The sequence below is a fragment of the Mammaliicoccus sp. J-M40 genome, from assembly GCF_022386395.1.
Lineage (GTDB): Bacteria > Bacillota > Bacilli > Staphylococcales > Staphylococcaceae > Mammaliicoccus > Mammaliicoccus lentus.
In genome coordinates, this window is sequence record NZ_JAJNIQ010000005.1 from 95,582 (window position 1) to 114,572 (window position 18,991).

At 30.6% G+C, this 18,991-nt stretch carries 19 protein-coding genes; 10 read left to right on the plus strand and 9 right to left on the minus strand.

Annotated elements, in window-relative coordinates:
• Positions 1-347 precede the first annotated feature (347 nt).
• A complete protein-coding gene (locus tag LQ688_RS07880; protein WP_239706269.1) occupies positions 348-1,850 on the plus strand; it encodes a carboxylesterase/lipase family protein in 1,503 nt (500 codons plus the stop codon).
• A gap of 223 nt (positions 1,851-2,073) precedes the next feature.
• On the opposite strand, the gene LQ688_RS07885 is transcribed toward LQ688_RS07880, so the two are convergent.
• The 8 genes from LQ688_RS07885 to LQ688_RS07920 all read right to left on the minus strand — a co-directional run bounded on the left by LQ688_RS07885 (position 2,074) and on the right by LQ688_RS07920 (position 9,926).
• The gene (locus LQ688_RS07885) at positions 2,074-3,276 is read right to left on the minus strand and encodes an IS110 family RNA-guided transposase (protein WP_308291679.1); all 1,203 of its coding nucleotides are present in this window, start codon (positions 3,274-3,276) and stop codon (positions 2,074-2,076) included.
• Positions 3,277-3,535: 259 nt separating this feature from the next.
• Entirely contained in the window at positions 3,536-3,952 is a 417-nt protein-coding gene (locus LQ688_RS07890; protein WP_103268694.1) for a DUF2188 domain-containing protein, read from the minus strand.
• Positions 3,953-4,039: 87 nt separating this feature from the next.
• On the minus strand, positions 4,040-4,627 hold the full coding sequence (locus LQ688_RS07895; RefSeq protein WP_239706291.1) for an undecaprenyl-diphosphatase: 588 nt from the start codon (positions 4,625-4,627) through the stop codon (positions 4,040-4,042).
• Between the two features lie 223 nt (positions 4,628-4,850).
• Positions 4,851-6,200, minus strand: coding sequence for a magnesium transporter (gene mgtE / locus LQ688_RS07900; protein ID WP_103268696.1), 1,350 nt, complete (start codon positions 6,198-6,200; stop codon positions 4,851-4,853).
• Between the two features lie 118 nt (positions 6,201-6,318).
• Entirely contained in the window at positions 6,319-7,164 is an 846-nt protein-coding gene (locus LQ688_RS07905; protein WP_103268697.1) for an NmrA/HSCARG family protein, read from the minus strand.
• 107 nt (positions 7,165-7,271) lie between these two features.
• A complete protein-coding gene (locus LQ688_RS07910; protein WP_016999497.1) occupies positions 7,272-7,829 on the minus strand; it encodes a TetR/AcrR family transcriptional regulator in 558 nt (185 codons plus the stop codon).
• A 229-nt stretch (positions 7,830-8,058) separates the two neighbouring features.
• Entirely contained in the window at positions 8,059-8,880 is an 822-nt protein-coding gene (locus tag LQ688_RS07915; RefSeq protein WP_239738744.1) for a trypsin-like serine peptidase, read from the minus strand.
• Positions 8,881-8,939: 59 nt separating this feature from the next.
• Positions 8,940-9,926 (minus strand): YeiH family protein, encoded by a 987-nt coding sequence (locus tag LQ688_RS07920; protein ID WP_239706290.1) that lies wholly within the window; start codon positions 9,924-9,926, stop codon positions 8,940-8,942.
• Between the two features lie 97 nt (positions 9,927-10,023).
• On the opposite strand from LQ688_RS07920, the gene LQ688_RS07925 reads away from it, so the two are divergent.
• The 7 genes from LQ688_RS07925 (at position 10,024) to alsE (ending at position 15,603) form a co-directional block, all read left to right on the plus strand.
• Entirely contained in the window at positions 10,024-10,866 is an 843-nt protein-coding gene (locus LQ688_RS07925; protein WP_016999500.1) for a LysR family transcriptional regulator, read from the plus strand.
• 269 nt (positions 10,867-11,135) lie between these two features.
• Positions 11,136-12,623, plus strand: a complete 1,488-nt coding sequence (locus tag LQ688_RS07930; RefSeq protein ID WP_239706289.1) for a BglG family transcription antiterminator — start codon at positions 11,136-11,138, stop codon at positions 12,621-12,623.
• A complete protein-coding gene (locus LQ688_RS07935; protein WP_239706288.1) occupies positions 12,613-12,999 on the plus strand; it encodes a PTS sugar transporter subunit IIA in 387 nt (128 codons plus the stop codon). The genes LQ688_RS07930 and LQ688_RS07935 overlap by 11 nt, the downstream gene beginning before the upstream one ends.
• Before the next feature lie 12 nt (positions 13,000-13,011).
• Entirely contained in the window at positions 13,012-13,323 is a 312-nt protein-coding gene (locus LQ688_RS07940; protein ID WP_239706287.1) for a PTS fructose transporter subunit IIB, read from the plus strand.
• A 13-nt stretch (positions 13,324-13,336) separates the two neighbouring features.
• On the plus strand, positions 13,337-13,792 hold the full coding sequence (locus tag LQ688_RS07945) for a PTS sugar transporter subunit IIA (RefSeq protein ID WP_239706286.1): 456 nt from the start codon (positions 13,337-13,339) through the stop codon (positions 13,790-13,792).
• Positions 13,793-13,805: 13 nt separating this feature from the next.
• Positions 13,806-14,906 carry a PTS fructose transporter subunit IIC gene (locus LQ688_RS07950; protein ID WP_135022063.1) on the plus strand — a complete coding sequence of 367 codons (1,101 nt, stop codon included), beginning with the start codon at positions 13,806-13,808 and terminating at the stop codon, positions 14,904-14,906.
• A gap of 13 nt (positions 14,907-14,919) precedes the next feature.
• A complete protein-coding gene (gene alsE, locus LQ688_RS07955) occupies positions 14,920-15,603 on the plus strand; it encodes a D-allulose 6-phosphate 3-epimerase (protein WP_239706285.1) in 684 nt (227 codons plus the stop codon).
• 200 nt (positions 15,604-15,803) lie between these two features.
• On the opposite strand, the gene LQ688_RS07960 is transcribed toward alsE, so the two are convergent.
• On the minus strand, positions 15,804-15,986 hold the full coding sequence (locus tag LQ688_RS07960) for a VraH family peptide resistance protein (RefSeq protein WP_239706284.1): 183 nt from the start codon (positions 15,984-15,986) through the stop codon (positions 15,804-15,806).
• A 186-nt stretch (positions 15,987-16,172) separates the two neighbouring features.
• Between LQ688_RS07960 and LQ688_RS07965 the strand changes: the two genes are divergently transcribed.
• Positions 16,173-17,261, plus strand: coding sequence for a GntR family transcriptional regulator (locus LQ688_RS07965; protein WP_216683257.1), 1,089 nt, complete (start codon positions 16,173-16,175; stop codon positions 17,259-17,261).
• Between the two features lie 126 nt (positions 17,262-17,387).
• On the plus strand, positions 17,388-18,989 hold the full coding sequence (locus LQ688_RS07970) for a xylulokinase (protein WP_239706283.1): 1,602 nt from the start codon (positions 17,388-17,390) through the stop codon (positions 18,987-18,989).
• Positions 18,990-18,991 lie beyond the last annotated feature (2 nt).

Consider the following 18,991-nt stretch of genomic DNA (forward strand, 5'->3'; position numbering starts at 1 on the left):
AGCATTTATAATATTAATTATTTTGACCTTCTTGATGCTTCTATATTCCTTAGCGATTCTTATGGGAAAAGATAGCGATGTGTACTCGATGTTATCTAAAGAAGAGAAAAATCTTTCTGAAAAAAAGAAGATGATTATTTATTTTGTTAGTGTCGCATTGTTATTTGGATGCTTGTTATATTTCTTTTATTTTTTCACTTAAATAATTGAGTGATGATTGTTTTAAAGGTTCCAAAAATTGAATGAATATAAAAAAAGAGCGACTTAATGGTAACTATTAAAAAGTGGGTAATCCTATAATAATAGGTAGATTAGGAATGTTATTATATGATTCGGAAGTGATATGTTTGAATAATAATCTTTTAATTAATACTAAATATGGCAAGGTACAAGGATTTCAAGAAAATAATATAAATAAATGGTATGGTATTCCTTTCGCTAAACCACCGATTCACGAATTGAGATTTAAAAGAGCTCAATCCCCTGAACCTTGGCAAGGAACTAAAGAGTGTACAAAGATGGGTAATCGTCCATATCAATTTACTGATGAAAAAATTTTGAAAAAGATGGGTCTAGCCAATGAAAATATTCGTTCAAGTGAAGATTGTTTAAATTTAAATATATGGGCGCCTAAAAGTACTAAAAAAGCGCCAGTTTTTGTATGGATTTATGGTGGAGGTAATCATATTGGAGAAGCATCTTCACCAGCTTATTCATTAGAAAGTTTTGCTGAACAAGGTGTTATTGGTGTTTCATTTAACTATCGTCTTGGTCCTCTAGGATTTTACAATTTTTCGAAATTAGATAGTAGTTTTGATTCAAACTGTGCGGTGTCGGATATGATATTGGCGATGCAGTGGATTAAAAATAACATTGAAAACTTTGGTGGAGATTCTAATAATATAACTATTGCAGGTGAGTCTGCCGGAGGTACAGCTGTTTATTCATTACTAGCAGCACCTAAAGCTAAAGGAACTTTTCAGAAAGCTATAGCAATGAGCGGACTATCTGGTAATATTACAACTCAAAAAACGCATGATTTAAATAATGAAATATTCTTTGATAAATTAGGATTAGATTCGCAAGATATTTATAAATTAAAGGAAATGCCAGTTGAAAATATGATTAATCCATCCAAAGCTGTGTTTGAAGAAAGTTGCTCTGTAAATCCAGGTATTTTTGTGACAGGTCCAGTCATAGATGATTTAATACCTAAAAAACCATGGGATGCTTTGAATGAAGGTATAAATAAAGATGTTAAATGTATGTTTGGTACATGTCGTGATGAGGGGACACTTTTTTATTCTATGCACGCAATCCCTAAAAGTTGGAGCGAAGTAAGTACGATGTTATCTAGGAATAATCGATTAGATAAATATCCATATTTTAAAGAATTGTATGGGAATCAATCTGAGAAAAAAGCAATGTTTGAAATAGGGAGAGACCGTTTGTTTTGGGCGAACACAATTAAATGTGCTATAGCTCAAAGCAATTACAATGATGTTTATATGTATCGTTTTGATTATTCAAATCCTCTAAAAGAAATGATTGGTCTAGGTGCACATCACGGCGCAGATGTAAGTCCAGCTTTAAATACACAAATTAGTAATAAAAATCGTATTCTTAATACTGTTAAGAACAGAGGTTTAAAAAAAGTTAGAAATGTATTACATGGTTCATTTGTAAACTTTGCAATTAGTGGTAACCCTAATGGAGGATTACCTTTAAAATGGCCGAAATATACAAATGATACTCAATTGACGTATATTATTAACACAAAATGTTCAGTATTAAATAATCCTAATTCTAATTATTTTGCAATTTGGGATGATTTAAAACTATATGAGTAATTCATGGCAGTAGATGACTAGGTATGAAAAAAGCTTATTATAAGGGCATATTCATACCAGTCAGCTACTGCCATTATAATAAAAGAGGCTGAGACATGTATTTATGTCCCAGCCTCTTTCCTACGATTAGTCAAGTGCTTAAGTTTAAAATAGTCATCACTTAATAAGACCGTCCAATTTTATTTTTTTGAATAAGGTGTTAGACTATATGTGATTATACGATTTAATGTGGGGACATTTCGTAATCGTATAGTTTATGTTTCATTATTAAATAATGAAATGTTTTTAATAGTCGATTAATACATGCGACAACAGCAGTCTTATGAGATTTCTCATTAGGCTGCTTTCTTAATTTATAGTAATAATCTACAATATGATTATTATAACGATGTTGTCCACGAATAATATTCATTATTACCAAAAATAATAAACGTCTCGCCTTTTTATTACCGCGTTTATTGATGGTATCTCTATAATGTGTCCCACCAGATTGATATCGTTTGATATCAATTCCTACAAAAGCATTTAACTGTTTATTTGATTTGAATCGAGATATATCTCCAAGCTCACCGATTATCATGGCTGCAGTTAGATCTCCAATTCCTGGTATAGAATAAATAATTTCAAAGCAGTCAAGTTCTTGAGCTAATTGAATCATTTCTTTATCTAATTGTGATAATTGTCCAATGGACTTTTTCAATTTTTGAATTAATAATTGAGCTTTTTTAACTAGGAACGAAGATGAATTGACGTTAGGGTAACTATCATTCGCTAATTTAAAAAGTGTTTCTCCATAACTTTCTGCTTTTCGTTGAGATAATCCTTTATCTGTAGATTTTAAAATTGTAGAAATGATACTTTCCATATCATTTTGTTGAACAAAATCAGGATGAGTAAATATTTCAGCGATATTTAAGGCAATCATTGAATAACGATTTTTAAATAGTTTTTCTAAGCCAGGAAATGTTTGATGAAGTATCTCAATAATTTCAACTTTCAATCGATTTTGTTCATTTTCGAATTCTAGATGAAATCGAGCACGCTCACGTAATTCAAAGTAAATATCATCATTTGTATTATTTAAACTATCGGAATCATTTAAAAAAGGTGCTATTTGGGCTAACTTATGTGCGTCTGATTGATCTGTTTTCCAAGACCTTAAAGAGCTTGTTTTGAACTTTGCTTCTAAAGGATTCAACTCAATATAATTAATTTGGTTAACTCGACAGAACCGAACCATAGCTCTTGAATATATACCTGTGGATTCAAAAATTAATTTTGGCTGATTTACACGATTCAAATAATTTAATAAATAATTATAACCATTTTTGTTATTTTGAATAGTAAATTCCTTTTGGAATTTTTCATCAATATAGTGTGCAATCACACTATCTCTTTTACTAATATCAATGCCTAAGTAATCGATAAATAAAACCTCCTTAATAAATTTGAGAAGTTGTAACTTTACTGAACCTTTCTCATTTCACTTTCCTATACACGGTTTCGAGAACCCAACATACTACAATCGAATTTCAAAAGGCGAGAGTAAAGCTGACTAGTTTTTTTTACGGGTTTCAAACCCAAGAGAGCGCACAGTCTACTCCTCTCTATAACTATAAAAAATAGCTATGAAAAAATCTATCGTCATAGATTTCTTCATAGCTAATCTTAGTATGTTTTTGTGTTTAATTTTCATTCTTTTTATGTTCTATAATCTGTGTTCCACGGTTAGATGTGATGTTTCTTGCTCTTTTCAGTGCATCTTCTTTTTTATCAAAGGAGTCACTGGCTTGCTTAGCGCCGTCTGTTTTAATCTTCCATTTATCATCTTCATAATAAACGTGGACATCTCGATCATTTAATTCAGGGTTTGATGACTCGTCTTCTTCGTGCTTAGTAATTTTTTTGTTTTTGAGTTCATCGAGTTCTTTTTTAGATGCATCTTTATACCATGATTCCGCTTGTTCGGTTGCGATAGGAATTGTATCTTCTTCTTTATAACCATCTTTAAGCATAGCGTTACCGATATCAATTGCTTTTTTTCGTTTTAATTTTTCGAAGTTTTTCCAACTTTGCGGATAATCGTCCATCGTCCAAGGCATATACAATTCATCCTTTCATAATATCTATACATATCAATACCACTTTATAGAAAAATGAAACAATGGTAACTCTCATATAGAATTTAACTACTTGGATACTTTGGAGAGGACGTAATCTTCGCCTTGTTCATAGATGTCTATTAGCTTTTTAATGACATTTAATTGAGGGATGATCCAATAACAAAGTGCAGCGCCTATTATACCTAATATTGCTCCGACTAATATATCTGCAGGATAATGAACGCCTACCCAGATGCGTGAAAAACTTACTAGAATAGCTATTGCTAACCATACGCATCTTAAATTCTTTTTGAAAAGTAAAAAGGTAATACATATCGAGAAAAATTCTATTGCATGGTCACTCGGAAATGAGTTATCAATCGCATGACCAATAAGTTGATTAACATTGTTTAACTCAACAAATGGCTGATTGTTGGAATGAATCGCTCCCGCTATAGCTCCAAATACTTCCGCGATCACAAAAGCAAACATACTGCTAATAATCATAATCCTATTTTCCCGTTTTCTAGTAAACCAATACATGATGATCCCGAAAAGTAAAAAGTATTTCATATACTTAGCAAAAAATATCATTATTGGATTTAAAAATATTATTTCTTTTCCTAAATCATTAAACATTCTAAATAGTTCAATGTTTATTTCCGATAAATTCATAAAACCATTCCTTCAATACTATAATTTTAATTTTAAAGTTTAATATAGTTAATCTCTGACTATACCAAAGTGAAGCAACAAGATAAACCTCAAAATAAAAAATAGTACTAGGTATCAATCTCCATTTTGAAAAAACTCCCAATTCGTTAGACTTTGAATGTCGGAAATGGGAGTTTTATTTATATAATTGATTTTAAAAGTGCATGCTTGCTCATCACAATATTTATGTTAAATAACTCATAAATGAAGTTGCTAGGCTAAAGTAGATTAACATGCTGACAATATCGTTTATTGTAGTAATAAATGGACCGCTTGCTACTGCTGGATCAATGCCTATTTTGTTCATAAACAATGGGATAAGTGATCCGATTGTTGTACCAACTGTCATAGCTGTCGTTAAGCTTATCCCAACGATAGTTGCTAATAATGGTTGGCCATATAGTATTACAATGATAGAAAACAGTATAAGACTACATACTAAACCAGAAATAAAACCACTCGCGGACTCGTGTAATGCGTGTCTGACTTTATTTTCTTTTTCCATATCACCAGTAGAAATACTTCGTACGGAAACGGCTAATGATTGTGTTCCTGTATTACCTGACATACCACTAATAATAGGGATAAATGCTGCAAGTAGGGCGACTTGTTCAAGTGTGTCTTCAAATGAACCTAATATTGTAGCAGTTATCATACCTAAGAATGTAAGTAAGATAAGCCACGGTAAACGTTTTTTTGCAGTTTGTAAAACAGATTCTTTTGTCTCTTTTACATCATTAATACCAGCTAATTTTGAGTAGTCTTCGCTAGCTTCTTCTTCCATTACGTCTAAGATATCATCAACGGTAATGATACCTAGTAAATGATGTTGATAATCTACAACTGGAATGGCGATGATGTCATAGTCTTGAATTGTTTGAGCAACAATTTCTTGGTCTTCTGCAACGTCTGTGCTCACAAAGTTTTCGTTCATTACGTTTTTAACATGGTCGTCCATATCGGCGTTAATTAAATCACGTAATGACATAACGGCTATTAATTTTTTTTGATCATTAACAACGTAAAGTGCATAAATTGTTTGAGCTGAAGATGATTTCTCTTTAACGTGCATAAGTGCTTCTCTTACACTCATTTCAGGCGTTAACGAAACATATTCAGTAGTCATGATACCGCCGGCAGTATCTTCCTCGTAATTAAGTAATGATTTTAATGATTCAGATTTATGTTTATCCATAATCGTTAACAAGCTAACGCGCTGCGTTTTACTTAATAGATTAAGTACGTCAACAGCATCGTCATCTGACATGTTTTGAAGAACTTCACTTGCATAGTTTGCATTCATTTCATCGAACATTGATTTTTCTTCTTTTTGACTTAATTCTAAGTAACTCCAGAAGTTTGCTACTTCATCAGGAGATAGAAGTTCGAAAACCTTTTTCTGTTCTTCTGTAGAAAGCGAATCGAAGTACTCACTTTGCTCATAGGCGTGCAAGTGTAAAAATCCTTCTCTAAAATCACTGACTTCGTTGCGCTCTAGTAATTGAGTTAGGCGCTCGTTAATATATTCGTCCAATGCCATTCCTCCTTAATCCATTAAAATAAGTACATAACCAATTCTAGATTATATTGTTAAATTAGCAATGGTAAAAATATTAATTAAAAATTTAAAAAATTATATTTAATCATTTAAATTATTTTAGGGGATTCCATCCAGAGTGTTTAACCCAAGCATCAAAATCAAGAAGCTGAGGGTTTATCTCACGTAATTTAGAGATGTTGGCTTCATAACCTCCGAATTCAAACCATTCAAACATCTTCATCATTTTTTGGAACTTTTCTCGTGAATCTACAATTTCGCAAGGAGCATCAAATGTTTTACTTATTTTTTCAGATATCTCAGTTAATGTTTTTTCTTCACCAGCTATTTCGATAGATTCTCCTATAAGCTGTTCTGGATTTTTAAAAGCGATATTAGCAAAAGCACCGATATCTTGTACAGCTATCATTTGTAATTTGATTTCAGGATCCATAAACCCTTGGATGACGATCTTTCCATCTTGTCGTTTTGCAAATCCTTCAAAATTATCCATGAAAAATGTTGGTCTTAAAATTGTAGAAGGTAAATCTAAAGAACGGATGTGCTCTTCTATTTGCCATTTTGTTGCAAAGTTTTGAGCTCCATCATATCTTTCTGCACCTGCTGCTGAACTATATACAAAATGAGAAACGCTAGCTTTTTTAGCTAAGTCTGCAACTCTTTTTCCTTGTCGTATTTCTTTTTCAGGATCATTATTATCGAATGATTGTACACTATACACACCGTAAACACCTTTCATTACATCTGAAAGTGATTGTTCATCATCCATATCCGCTTTAACCACAGTAGCGCCTTTTTCTTTAAGTGCTTGTATAGAGGGTTGTTCCGGATTACGTGTCATAGCACGTACTGCCCAACCATCAGACAGTAAATTTGTAGCTACTGCATTACCTTGGTTTCCTGATGCGCCGATTACTAAAATTGTTTTAATATTATTCATGATAAAACCTCCGATTTATTAATAGAATTTTGTATAAAAATTAAATATTATATAAATAAATATATTAAGTTTTATTGAGGCATCGCTTCAGTTTTCGAACACTTTTATTAAAAATCCTCAGTCATATTAAACAAGTTCTGTAAAAATTGTTTTAACTGTTCATTGTTTAATCCTCTCTTATCCACTTGATATTGATAAGATTTAGTGGACAAAGCATTCAATAACATATCAGTTTTAAATGTCTTCCATTCAGGACTTTCTTCATTATCGAAAGTGTTCCAAAATTTCTTGGATAATTTCTGAAATGTTGGCGTATCTCTAAAGTCGCCATGAAACTCTTTTTTCTCTACACAATTTAAAGTGTCTAAATGTTTCGATTTAAAATCAATAAAGAGTTCTAAGTAAATTCCAAATTTTTCATAATTCGTTATTTGGTTATTTTGTTCTGCATAATCCATCTCTTTGAAAAGTCTATCAAAATCATTTTCGATTAATTTATAACAAAGAGCACTTTTATCTTCAAAATGACGGTATAAGGTGCCCATTCCAATACCTAGCTCTTTAGATATACGATTCATGCTCGTATTTTCAACGCCATATATTTCAAATAATTCTTTAGCTGTATTTTCAATTCTTAATCGATTTTCTATTGCATCTTTCCTCAATTGTTTCACCTCTGAAGGGACTTTAAATTTAATAAACGGATACCTCTCCGTTTGTTGTAAGGGAACATATAATAAATTACAAATAAAGAGAAACGAGTACTTATATATCTAAATAAAAAACTCCGAGAATCAAGATTTCGCCTGATTCCCGAAGTTTTTATTATGAGTTAGAAATGCTATTTAGTTCTTATTTACAACGAATAAGTGTTCTGAAAATACTAATATAGTATTACTCTCGATGCTGATTGATAAAATCACGTGTTTTTCCTGTTATTAATGGACCGCCTGTATATATGTCTCGTGTGGATTGATGCTTTGTATTAATTTCAGGACTTATACCGTGAGCATGCAAACCAACCACGTGATTGTGTTCATTTAATACTGGAGATCCTGAAAACCCAGTTGTTCTGTGTAAATGTCCGATATATTCAATGTAATCTTTAGTTGATTTAAGGTAATATCCATTTGATTGATACATGAATTGTCCGTTATATGGTTTTTTATTTGGATAACCTAACATATAAAGCGGTTCTTTAGGTTTCAAATCCTTTATTTCTTGTTCTGATGCAATTTTTAATGGCTTAATCTTTGTCGACAAACGTTGTTGAGTGATGAGTACAGCCACATCTCTTTCAGATGACTTATGAAAATTTTTAACTTTGAATTTAATAGGTACACGTTGATCTGCTTTTGAAGGATAGAAATAAAATTGCTTTGTTTCTTTATTACCAACTTTATCACTTGCTACATGTGAAGCGGTAATAATTGTATAATCATCTATAACAAAGGCAGTTGCTCCGTTACCTGATTTACCAGTTTCATCTGATGATATTTTACCTACTGCTTCAATGTGGTTTTTACTATGTGTGTTGTATAGTTTAAGCGTTAATAAATCGTTCGGTATTTGTGAACCTATTTTAAAAGCATCATTATAGTCTGAATGTGTTGCTTTATTGAATGTATCTTTATAAGTTATAGGCTCATCATGAGGAATAAAGATATAATTAAACAATGACATGAGAAGCACTAAATATAATTTAAGATATAACATAGTTTAATCACAATCTTTCTCGAAATTAAATGATATCTTTGTTATACCCATTAATCATCTTATAAAATCGTAGCGACAAAAAATACAATAACTGAAAGTACTACTGAAGTTATTGCCATTGCAACCATTGGCTTAAATGCTTTTGTTTTTAAGTCATTAAATGAAACATTTAATCCTAATCCTACCATTGCCATAATAAGTATGACGTTAGTAATTGTACTGATTACACTTAATACACCTTCTGGAATAGCTACAAATGTGTTTACCGCACTCATAATTAAAAATCCAAGTAAAAAGTATGGAAAATCAATTTTTTGAGAAACTTTATTTGTTCTTTTTCTATTAACGATTATTAAGAAAATAATACTTAAAGGAATTAATAGAAATACTCGGCCTAATTTAGCTAATAAACCAATAGATAGAGATTCACTACCACCTGCATCTGCCGCTAATACAACATGTGCTATTTCATGTAAACTAGCACCAGACCATATACCATAAAGTTCAGGATCCATAGGGAATAAAGCATATAGAAGTGTATATGTTAATGAGAATATCGTTCCCATTATTGCTACTAATCCAACACTTATGCCAACGTCACTTTCTTTAGATTTCAAAATAGGAGAAATAGCTGCTATCGCTGCAGCACCACATACCCCTGTACCAACGCCTAATAATAGAATTAAGTTTTTATCTCCTTTAATAATTTTATTTAAGAAAATAATAAAGAATATTGAAAAAGCAACTACACCGACATCTAGTAATAATAATGTCCCGCCTTCATTAATAATTGTAGACAAGTTCAATTTTAACCCGTACAAAATTATAGCTAAACGTAGTAGTTTTTTAGAAGAAAATTCGATACCTGTTACGTATCTTGTTGGATATCCTAGGAAATGTCTGTACAAAATCGCAGTGATGATAGCTATCGCAAGTGCGCCAACTTTATTTAAAATTGGTAAATTTGATAATAATATGCTGGCAATTGCAACAACTAGCGTAAAACCGACACCTAGGAAAAATGCTTTATTTAATTTAATACTCACTGTCTTCACCTCACATACATTCTATGATGAGAACAATTATTTGTGAAATGCCATTTTTAAATATATAATATAACAAAAATGTTATGGAGGTGCTTTTGTGGAAGATAAACTCAATATATTAAAAGCAATCGTAGAAGAAGACGGATTTACTAATGCAGCAAATAAATTATACAAATCACAACCATCCATAAGTCGAGATATTAAAAATTTAGAACAAAAATACCAAATTAAAATTTTTGAAAATACACGAAAAGAAATCATATTGACAGAAGAGGGGCAAGAACTGTATAACTATGCCTGTCAATTGGCGTTGTTAGATGAACAATTACACACTAGAATAAACGCAAATAAAGAAGAAGTAAAAGGTAAATTTGTTATAGGTACAAGCCATACATTCGGACAATCTAAACTATTAGATCTTACGCTATACTTACAAACGAAATATCCAAATCTGAACATACATATTTATATTTACAACTCTGCAGATATTATTACGCATTTGAAAGATTATACGATTGACTTAGGAATAATAGAAAAACCTGTAATCGACGATAAAATTAACAGTGAAGTATTAACAGAAGATAGATTATTAATCATAAAAAATAAGCAAAATAAAAAACCTTTAAATGAATTAAGATGTTATGTAAGAGAAACAGGGTCAGGAATTAGATATTACCAAGACAAACTATTACAACAACTGAATTTGCCGTCACGCAAAGTCGTCATTAATGACAATCAACTTATACTAGAATTAGTAAAACAAAATATGGGCTATACAATACTCTCTAATTTCTCTATCAAATCAACCGATAGAAAATATATAGAAACAAGCGAAGTAGACTTATATAGAAACTTCTTTATAGTATCAAATAACTCAAGATATAAAACGAATAAATATAATACTATTGTCGATGAGATAAAAAAATATGGTTTTAAATAATAAAGCCCCAAATCTAGTTCTTATTAAAATACACCTCAAAAGTTACGCAAAGCCATGACTTTTGAGGTGTATTTTAATTAAATTGGATATTAATTAATTTCTCTAATAAATATATATAAATAAACACTTCTAATAATCTCTCCATAAATTTTTAAATAATAGTAATATAATCATTATTTAAGTTTTAAGTGTCCATTGTAATGGACAAGATTCAGTAAAGCGCTTTCATTAATTAGAGTTATCATATAAGTATAGGGAGGTCGTAAAAGATGAAAGTAGATAATGAAGATAAATTAATATCTTATTTGCTTAATGCACATACCTATGTCGATTCTAAAACATTAGCCCATAATTTAAACGTCTCAACTAAAACAATTTATCGTCTAGTAAAACGTATAAATGAAATGTATTCAATACCTTTGATAATTGCTGAAAAAGGTAAAGGTTATCGAATTGACGACAGAGAATTATTGGATAAACAAGAAGTGCAGATGCAACATCAAAACGATTTACTTACTCCCATAGAAAGAAGAAATACTATTACGAAAGATTTATTATTAATTTCTCCAAAGAGCTTATCAGTATTTAAAATAATTGAGAGATTCTATGTCTCTGAGAGTGTTCTAAATTCAGATGAGAGAAAAATTGAAGAAATGCTTAAAAATTTTAATTTGAAATTAGTTCGACGCAATAGACATTTATCAATAAGAGGTGATGAAACCAATATAAGACGTGCATTATTAGAGTTAATGGAAGAGAGTAAATTAACAAGTTTATTATCTTATAATGATATGACTCAATTAGAGGATAGAGATGCTTTTTTTGTACAAGAACAAATTAATATTATAGAAAATTATCAAGGGATAATTATACCTTATCCCTACAACGTCAATATATTTTCACATTTATATATATTAATTATGCGATTTAGAAAAAGAGGTGTAATTAGTGTAGATAAGAATCATTATACAGAAGAAATGCATCATTTAATTAATGAATATCAATCTTTTTATAGAACTAGTGACATGATTATATCTAATATTGAACGTTACTTGCATAGCAAGTTACCTAAAAATGAAAAAATATATTTGTTTGAATACCTTATATCTTCACGTTTTGAATCTCAAAATGTCGATAGTGAACAACAAGAAATTAAATATTCAGATGAAGTAATTTCTATAACAAAAAATTATATTAATAGAGCTAGTAATGTATTAGGATATTCTTTTAAAAATAAAGATTTAGAACAACAATTAATGAAACATATAAAACCTATGTTAAACCGTATTGAACATGGATTATTTGTAAAAAACACATTAATTGAGCAAATAAAGAAGGAATACCCAGATATATTTTTAGCTATTAAGAAAATTTCGAGTGAAATAACAAATGAAAGAAACAGTAACTCGATAAATGAAGATGAAGTGGGCTATTTAACTTTATATTTTGCAAAAGAAATAGAAAGAAATCCGAAGAAAATTCAAACACTTATAACCTGTACAACAGGTATAGGAACATCGGAACTTCTAAAAACAAAAATTTCTAGAAATGTATCTGATATTGAGATTAAAGATGTTAAATCTACATTTGATCTATCAAATGAAGACTTAACAGATATTGAACTAATTATATCTACAGTAAATATACCTGATATTAAAGGAATCCCAGTGGTAGTTATCAGTGCAATGTTTAATAAAAATGATCAAATTAAACTTAGAAAGATGATTGAGTTATTAGGTGATTATAATGAGAAATAAATTTATTGAAAATATTTATTTAAAAAAACAGATTTACGGGGATGTAATTGATGAATTAAGTCTTTATTTAAAAGAAAACTTATTTATAAAGTCAGGAGATAAGTTTAAATCTGAAGTCATGGAAAGAGAAGAAAACGGAAATATCGAAATATATCCAGGTGTTATATTACCTCATATCCAGAGTAATAATATAATGCAATCACAAATTTTTATTATTAAAAACAAAGACTTTGGAATAATTTGGCATGATAAATCGATAAAACTAATAATATTGATAAATTTAAGAGAAACAGAAACAAAAAATAATTTGTTAGAAATTAAATCATTTATACAAAACTTAGCAGATGAAGATTTTATTGAAGGATTAATGAAATAGGAGGAATTGAAAATGAATATTGTATGTATTTGTGCTTGTACAGTGGGGATTGCTCATACGTATATTGCTGCAGAAAAATTGGAGAAAGCTGCAGAGAAGAAAGGTCATAATATAAAAATAGAAACACAAGGTACTATCGGCGTAGAAAATGAATTAAAACAAGCTGATATAGATAATGCAGACATTGTATTATTAGCAGTTGATGTGAAAGTAAGCGACAAAGAAAGATTTGAAAGGAAAAAAGTAGTGGAAATTCCTACAGATGTAGCTATAAAATCGCCAAATAAACTTGTTGAAAAATTAGAACAAATATCAGAGCAATAATAGGAGGTATCTTATGGAATTAAATGAGGTTGTTGACATTAATACCATTTTGTCAGAAGTAAATGTTCAGACTCGCGAAGAAACTTTAGAAAAATTAGCCGAATTATTGGTTAAAGAAAATTATGTAGAAGATAAAGATAAATTTTTAGAAGCAGTTTATGAAAGAGAAAAAGAAGGGGTTACAGGAATAGGAAACTTAGTAGCTATACCACATGGAAAAAGTGAAAGTGTTGAAAAAGTTGGTCTTTCAATTGCGGTTTTGGAGAATGAAATTGATTGGCCTTCTTTAGATGATAGAGGAGTAAAAGTAGTTATTTTGATTGCTGTAGGTGATGAAAAAAATAATTCTACAGAGCATTTGAAATTATTATCGTTAATAGCCAGAAGGTTGAGTAATGATGAAGTGGTTGAACAATTAATAAATTCTAAAAATAAATCTGAAATTGTATCTATTTTATCAGAAGGATAAAGGAGGCAATAACATGAAAGCATTTTTCAATCGTTTAAATTTGAAAGGCCATTTGTTAACTGCTATTTCTTATCTAATTCCAGTAGTTTGTGGGGCTGGATTTATGATAGCTATTGGTATGGCACTTGGCGGAGATTCATCGACTGATTTAACTAAACCGGGATATTCATTTTGGGATGTTTTAGCAACGCTTGGTGGAGAAGGATTAGGTATGTTACCAGTTGTTATAGCGACTGGGATTGCGTATTCAATAGCAGATAAGCCAGGGATTGCTCCTGGTTTGATTATCGGGCTGACAGCAAATGCTGTTGGAGCTGGCTTTATTGGTGGCTTAATAGGAGGGTTTTTAGCAGGGTATCTTGTTGTTTTAACTATTAAGTATATAAAAATGCCGAATTGGGCTAAAGGACTTATGCCGATGTTGGTAATTCCATTTTTAGCATCATTAATAGGTGGTTTAATTATGGTTTATGTAATAGGCGTACCTATTACACAATTCACAAACATATTGACTGAATACCTTCAATCATTAAGTGGTACTTCTAAATTAATTTATGGAATTATCATAGGTGTTCTAGCGAGTGTGGATTACGGAGGACCAATCAATAAAACTGTATTTGCATTCGTCTTAACGCTACAAGCTCAGGGTATTCATGAACCAATTACTGCATTAATTGTTGTAAATACAGCAACGCCTATAGGATTTGCTTTAGCTTATTGGGTAGGAAGATTATTACGTAAAAATATATACAAAAAAGTTGAAGTTGAAACATTGAAGACAGCTTTCCCAATGGGAATAATTGAAATTGTGGAAGGTGTTCTACCAATAGTACTTAATGACATTATTAGATGTGTTATAGCAACTGGTATAGGGGGAGCTGTTGGGGGTGCTATTTCGATGGTACTTAATGCAGATTCAAAAGTACCATTTGGCGGTATGTTAGCACTACCAACAATGTCACAACCAATAGGGTTCATTTTAGCAATTATTGCAAACGTAGTTGTAACAGCAGTTGTTTTAGTTATATTGAAAAAACCTGTAAATGAATCGGAAGAAATGGTTGATGAAATTGAAGAAGAAGATATTGAGTTAGGAGATATAAAAGTATATTAGGAGGTATAAATGAATGGATAATGTTGAATTTTCACCATCTTTAATGACGATGGATTTAGATAAATTTAATGAACAAATAAAATTTTTAAACAATCACGTTGATTCATACCATATCGATATTATGGATGGCCATTATGTACCAAACATTACATTGTCACCTTGGTTTATAGAACAAGTGAAAAAAATATCTGATGTTCCTATATCAGTTCACCTCATGGTAACAAACCCTAGTTTTTGGGTTGATGAATTATTAAAGATTGAAACAGATTATATTTGCGTACATGCAGAAGTAATAAATGGTATAGCATATAGAATAATTAATAAAATTCATGAACATAATAAAAAAGTAGGTGTTGTTCTTAATCCTGAAACACCTATAGATGTTATAAAGCCTTATATTCAATATTTAGATAAAGTAACGATTATGACTGTGGACCCAGGATTTGCAGGAGAAAAATTTATCGATGAAACTTTAGAAAAAATAGTTGAATTAAGAAAAATTCGTGATAAAAATCAATATAAGTATTTAATTGAAATGGACGGATCATCAAATAAAAAAACTTTTAAAAAAATACAAAAAGCTAATCCCGATATTTATATCTTGGGAAGAAGCGGTTTATTTGGTTTAGATGAAAGTATAAGTAAAGCATGGGAAAAAATGTTGCGTGATTTTAATCAAGCATTAACTGAAGTATAAAAATCATATGAATATCTCTTTACCAAAAAACAGGCTATGATATAAATAAATGTCTCAGCCTGTTTCATTATACTGGCAGTAGCTGACTGGTATGAAAATACGCTTATATCAAGCTTTTTTCATACCTAGTCATCCTTGCCGGGGCGGGACTACGAAATATTTTTAATAAAATGAGATTTCTGTCCCGCTCCCTTTTCAATCTATTCATTATAATTTTTCAAGTAATATGCGCCTGCTAGGAGACCTACTGGTATACCTAAAAGTGGTGTGAAAATTGCGCTTAATACGAGTACACATACTATTAGCACTGCAGCATTGTACCAGTTAAGCTCAAGGTCTAGTAAATCATTGAAACTTTTCTTTAAAACATCTTTAATTTTCATGAAATCACTCCTATAAAACTCAATGTTTTAATATTTATAATCTATGTATATAATAACATAAAATGTAAAAGTTAAAGAGTAATTGTATATTTAAAATGTGTATAATAGCTATTTATAATTATAATATTTGTTATGTTATAATTTATATAATTGAAATAACTTAGTTACAAGGAATGGAGATAGTTTATGGCTGAACCTAAATATAAATTAATTGCTTTCCAATTAAAAGATAAAATTATAAATAATGAATATGAGTATGGTAAAACGATCCCTTCTGAGAAAAAGCTTCAAGAACAATACAATGTTAGTCGCTATACAATAAGACAAGCTATAGATTTATTAGTACAAGATGGTTATATCATAAAGAAAAAAGGTCTAGGCTCAATTGTTAGTGATAACTATTTGAAAAAAACAAATCATGATACTTCTACCAAAAAAATCGGTGTAATCGTTACATATCTTTCTGATTATATTTTCCCAAGTATAATTAGAGGAATCGAAAAAATATTAGGTGCTAATGGTTATTCTCTTATATTAGCGAGTACGAATAATACACATGCTGGTGAGCGACGTTGCCTTGAGATGATGATAGAACAAGGTGTTCAAGGTTTGATTGTTGAACCGACGAAGAGTAATGTGTTTAACCCTAATTTATCTTTTTATTCGTTATTAAAAAGTAAAGAAATACCGGTATTAATGATTAATGCTTGCTATGAAGAGTTAAACATTCCTTATATAAGTATTGATGACACAAAATCTGGATTTCTTGCGACTTCTTATTTATTAGATGAAGGTCATGATGACATTGTTCTAATAACTAAAATAGATGATATGCAAGGTAAGTTTCGTATGAAAGGGTATATAGAAGCTTTTGAGGATAAAGGTACGATATTTAAAGGTGAAAATATCTTTACTTATACAACTGAGACAAAAGATAAAGTTCTAGATTTAATCATAAAAGAGTTATTAAATCATGAAATCAATCCGACTGCCTTTGTTTGTTATAACGATGATATTGCTTATTCATTTATAAAGCGTTTAAAAGAAAATGGAAAATGTGTACCTGATGATTACTCCGTAGTTGGGGAAGACAACTCTATTTTAAGTCAACTCGAAGATATATCACTTACAACTACTTCTCACCCTCAAGAAAATCTTGGAGTAGAAGCAGCACGATGGATGATAAAGGCTATAAATTCCGGTCAAATTGGAGAAACGACTATTATGGATACAGAAATTATAATAAGAAATAGTGTTAAAAAGAGAAATGCTTAAGTTTTGTACTTAAGTATTTTTTTTGCGTTTATTACATATATGGACAAATAAAAATTATATTTGACATGTACGGTCAAGTGGTGGTATATTTCTTTTTGAAAACGATTGCAAGAGGGAGGCGGTATTTTGAATCAAGGTAAAATTCATTCAGAAATATCGAACGGTGAGATATCTATCGGTATCGAATTGGGTTCAACTAGGATTAAGACAGTGGCCATCGATACTAACTTTGAAACGATAGGATCTGGATATTTTGAATGGGAAAATGAATTCAAAGATGGGTATTGGACTTATTCAATTAATGATGTCTGGATAGGTTTACAAAAAAGTTATAAATCAATGACAGATGACATTGAATCAAAATATAATGTGACGATTAAAAAAGTGAAATCTCTAGGGATAAGCGGAATGATGCATGGATATTTAGCATTTGATAAAAACGATGACTTGCTTGTGCCGTTTAGAACTTGGAGAAATTCATATACTGAAGAAGCAGCAAATAAATTAAGAGATTATTTTCAATTTAATATACCTGAACGTTGGAGTATAGCGCATTTATACCAAGCTATTTTAAATGAGGAACAACACGTCAAAGACATTCAATTTATAACAACTTTAGCTGGATACATTCACTGGTATTTAACAGAACAGAAAGTATTAGGTGTAGGCGATGCTTCAGGTATGTTTCCAATTGATCAAAATACTAAAAAATATGACCAAGAAAAAATGAATCAGTTTGATGAACTTATCAAAGATAAACAATTTGAATGGGATATTGAATCAGTTTTACCAAAAGTTCTAACAGCAGGTACAAATGCAGGTTGTTTAACAGAACAAGGCGCTAAGTTATTAGACCCTACAAATAATTTAGAACCAGGTGTGCCGCTTTGCCCTCCTGAAGGTGACGCAGGTACTGGTATGGTCGCTACTAATAGTGTTGAAAAGAAAAAAGGCAATATATCGGCTGGTACGAGTGCATTTGCAATGCTTGTATTAGACCAACCTTTAAGCAAAGTACATCCAGAAATAGATATTGTGACAACACCATCTGGGGATTTAGTCGCAATGGTTCATACAAACAATTGTACTTCAGACATTAATGCTTGGATGAATTTGTTTGAAGAGACTTTTGAAGTAATGGGTGTGGAAGTCGATAAAAACCAACTTTATGAACGACTATTTAATCATACACAACATGCAGATGAGCAAAATGGGAACTTATTATCTTATGGATATATATCAGGTGAAAACATTACAAAAATAAACAAAGGCATACCTATTTTCTTGAGACCAACAGATAGCCAATTCAATTTAGCAAACTTTATGAAGACGCATATTATGTCAGCGTTTAGCACATTGAAAATCGGCGTAGATATTCTTAAAGAAGAAGAGAAAGTACTTATCGATTCATTTGTTGTTCATGGAGGCATTTTTAAGACGGAAGAAATTGCACAACGTATATTAGGCGCAGCTTTAAATAGTTCAGTTGAAGTGTTAAAGACGGCTAATGACGGTGGCGCATGGGGGATGGCTATACTTGCAAGATATATGGTCAACAACGATAGCCAATTACCATTAAATCAATATTTAGAAGAGAACATATTCGGACAACAAGAAGGTAGTGTTATTCAACCATCTGAAAAAGATGTAGAAGAATATGAACAATTTATAACTGAATATAAAAAAGGTTTAGAAATAGAAAGAAAAGCATCTCAATTTATTCGTTAGGA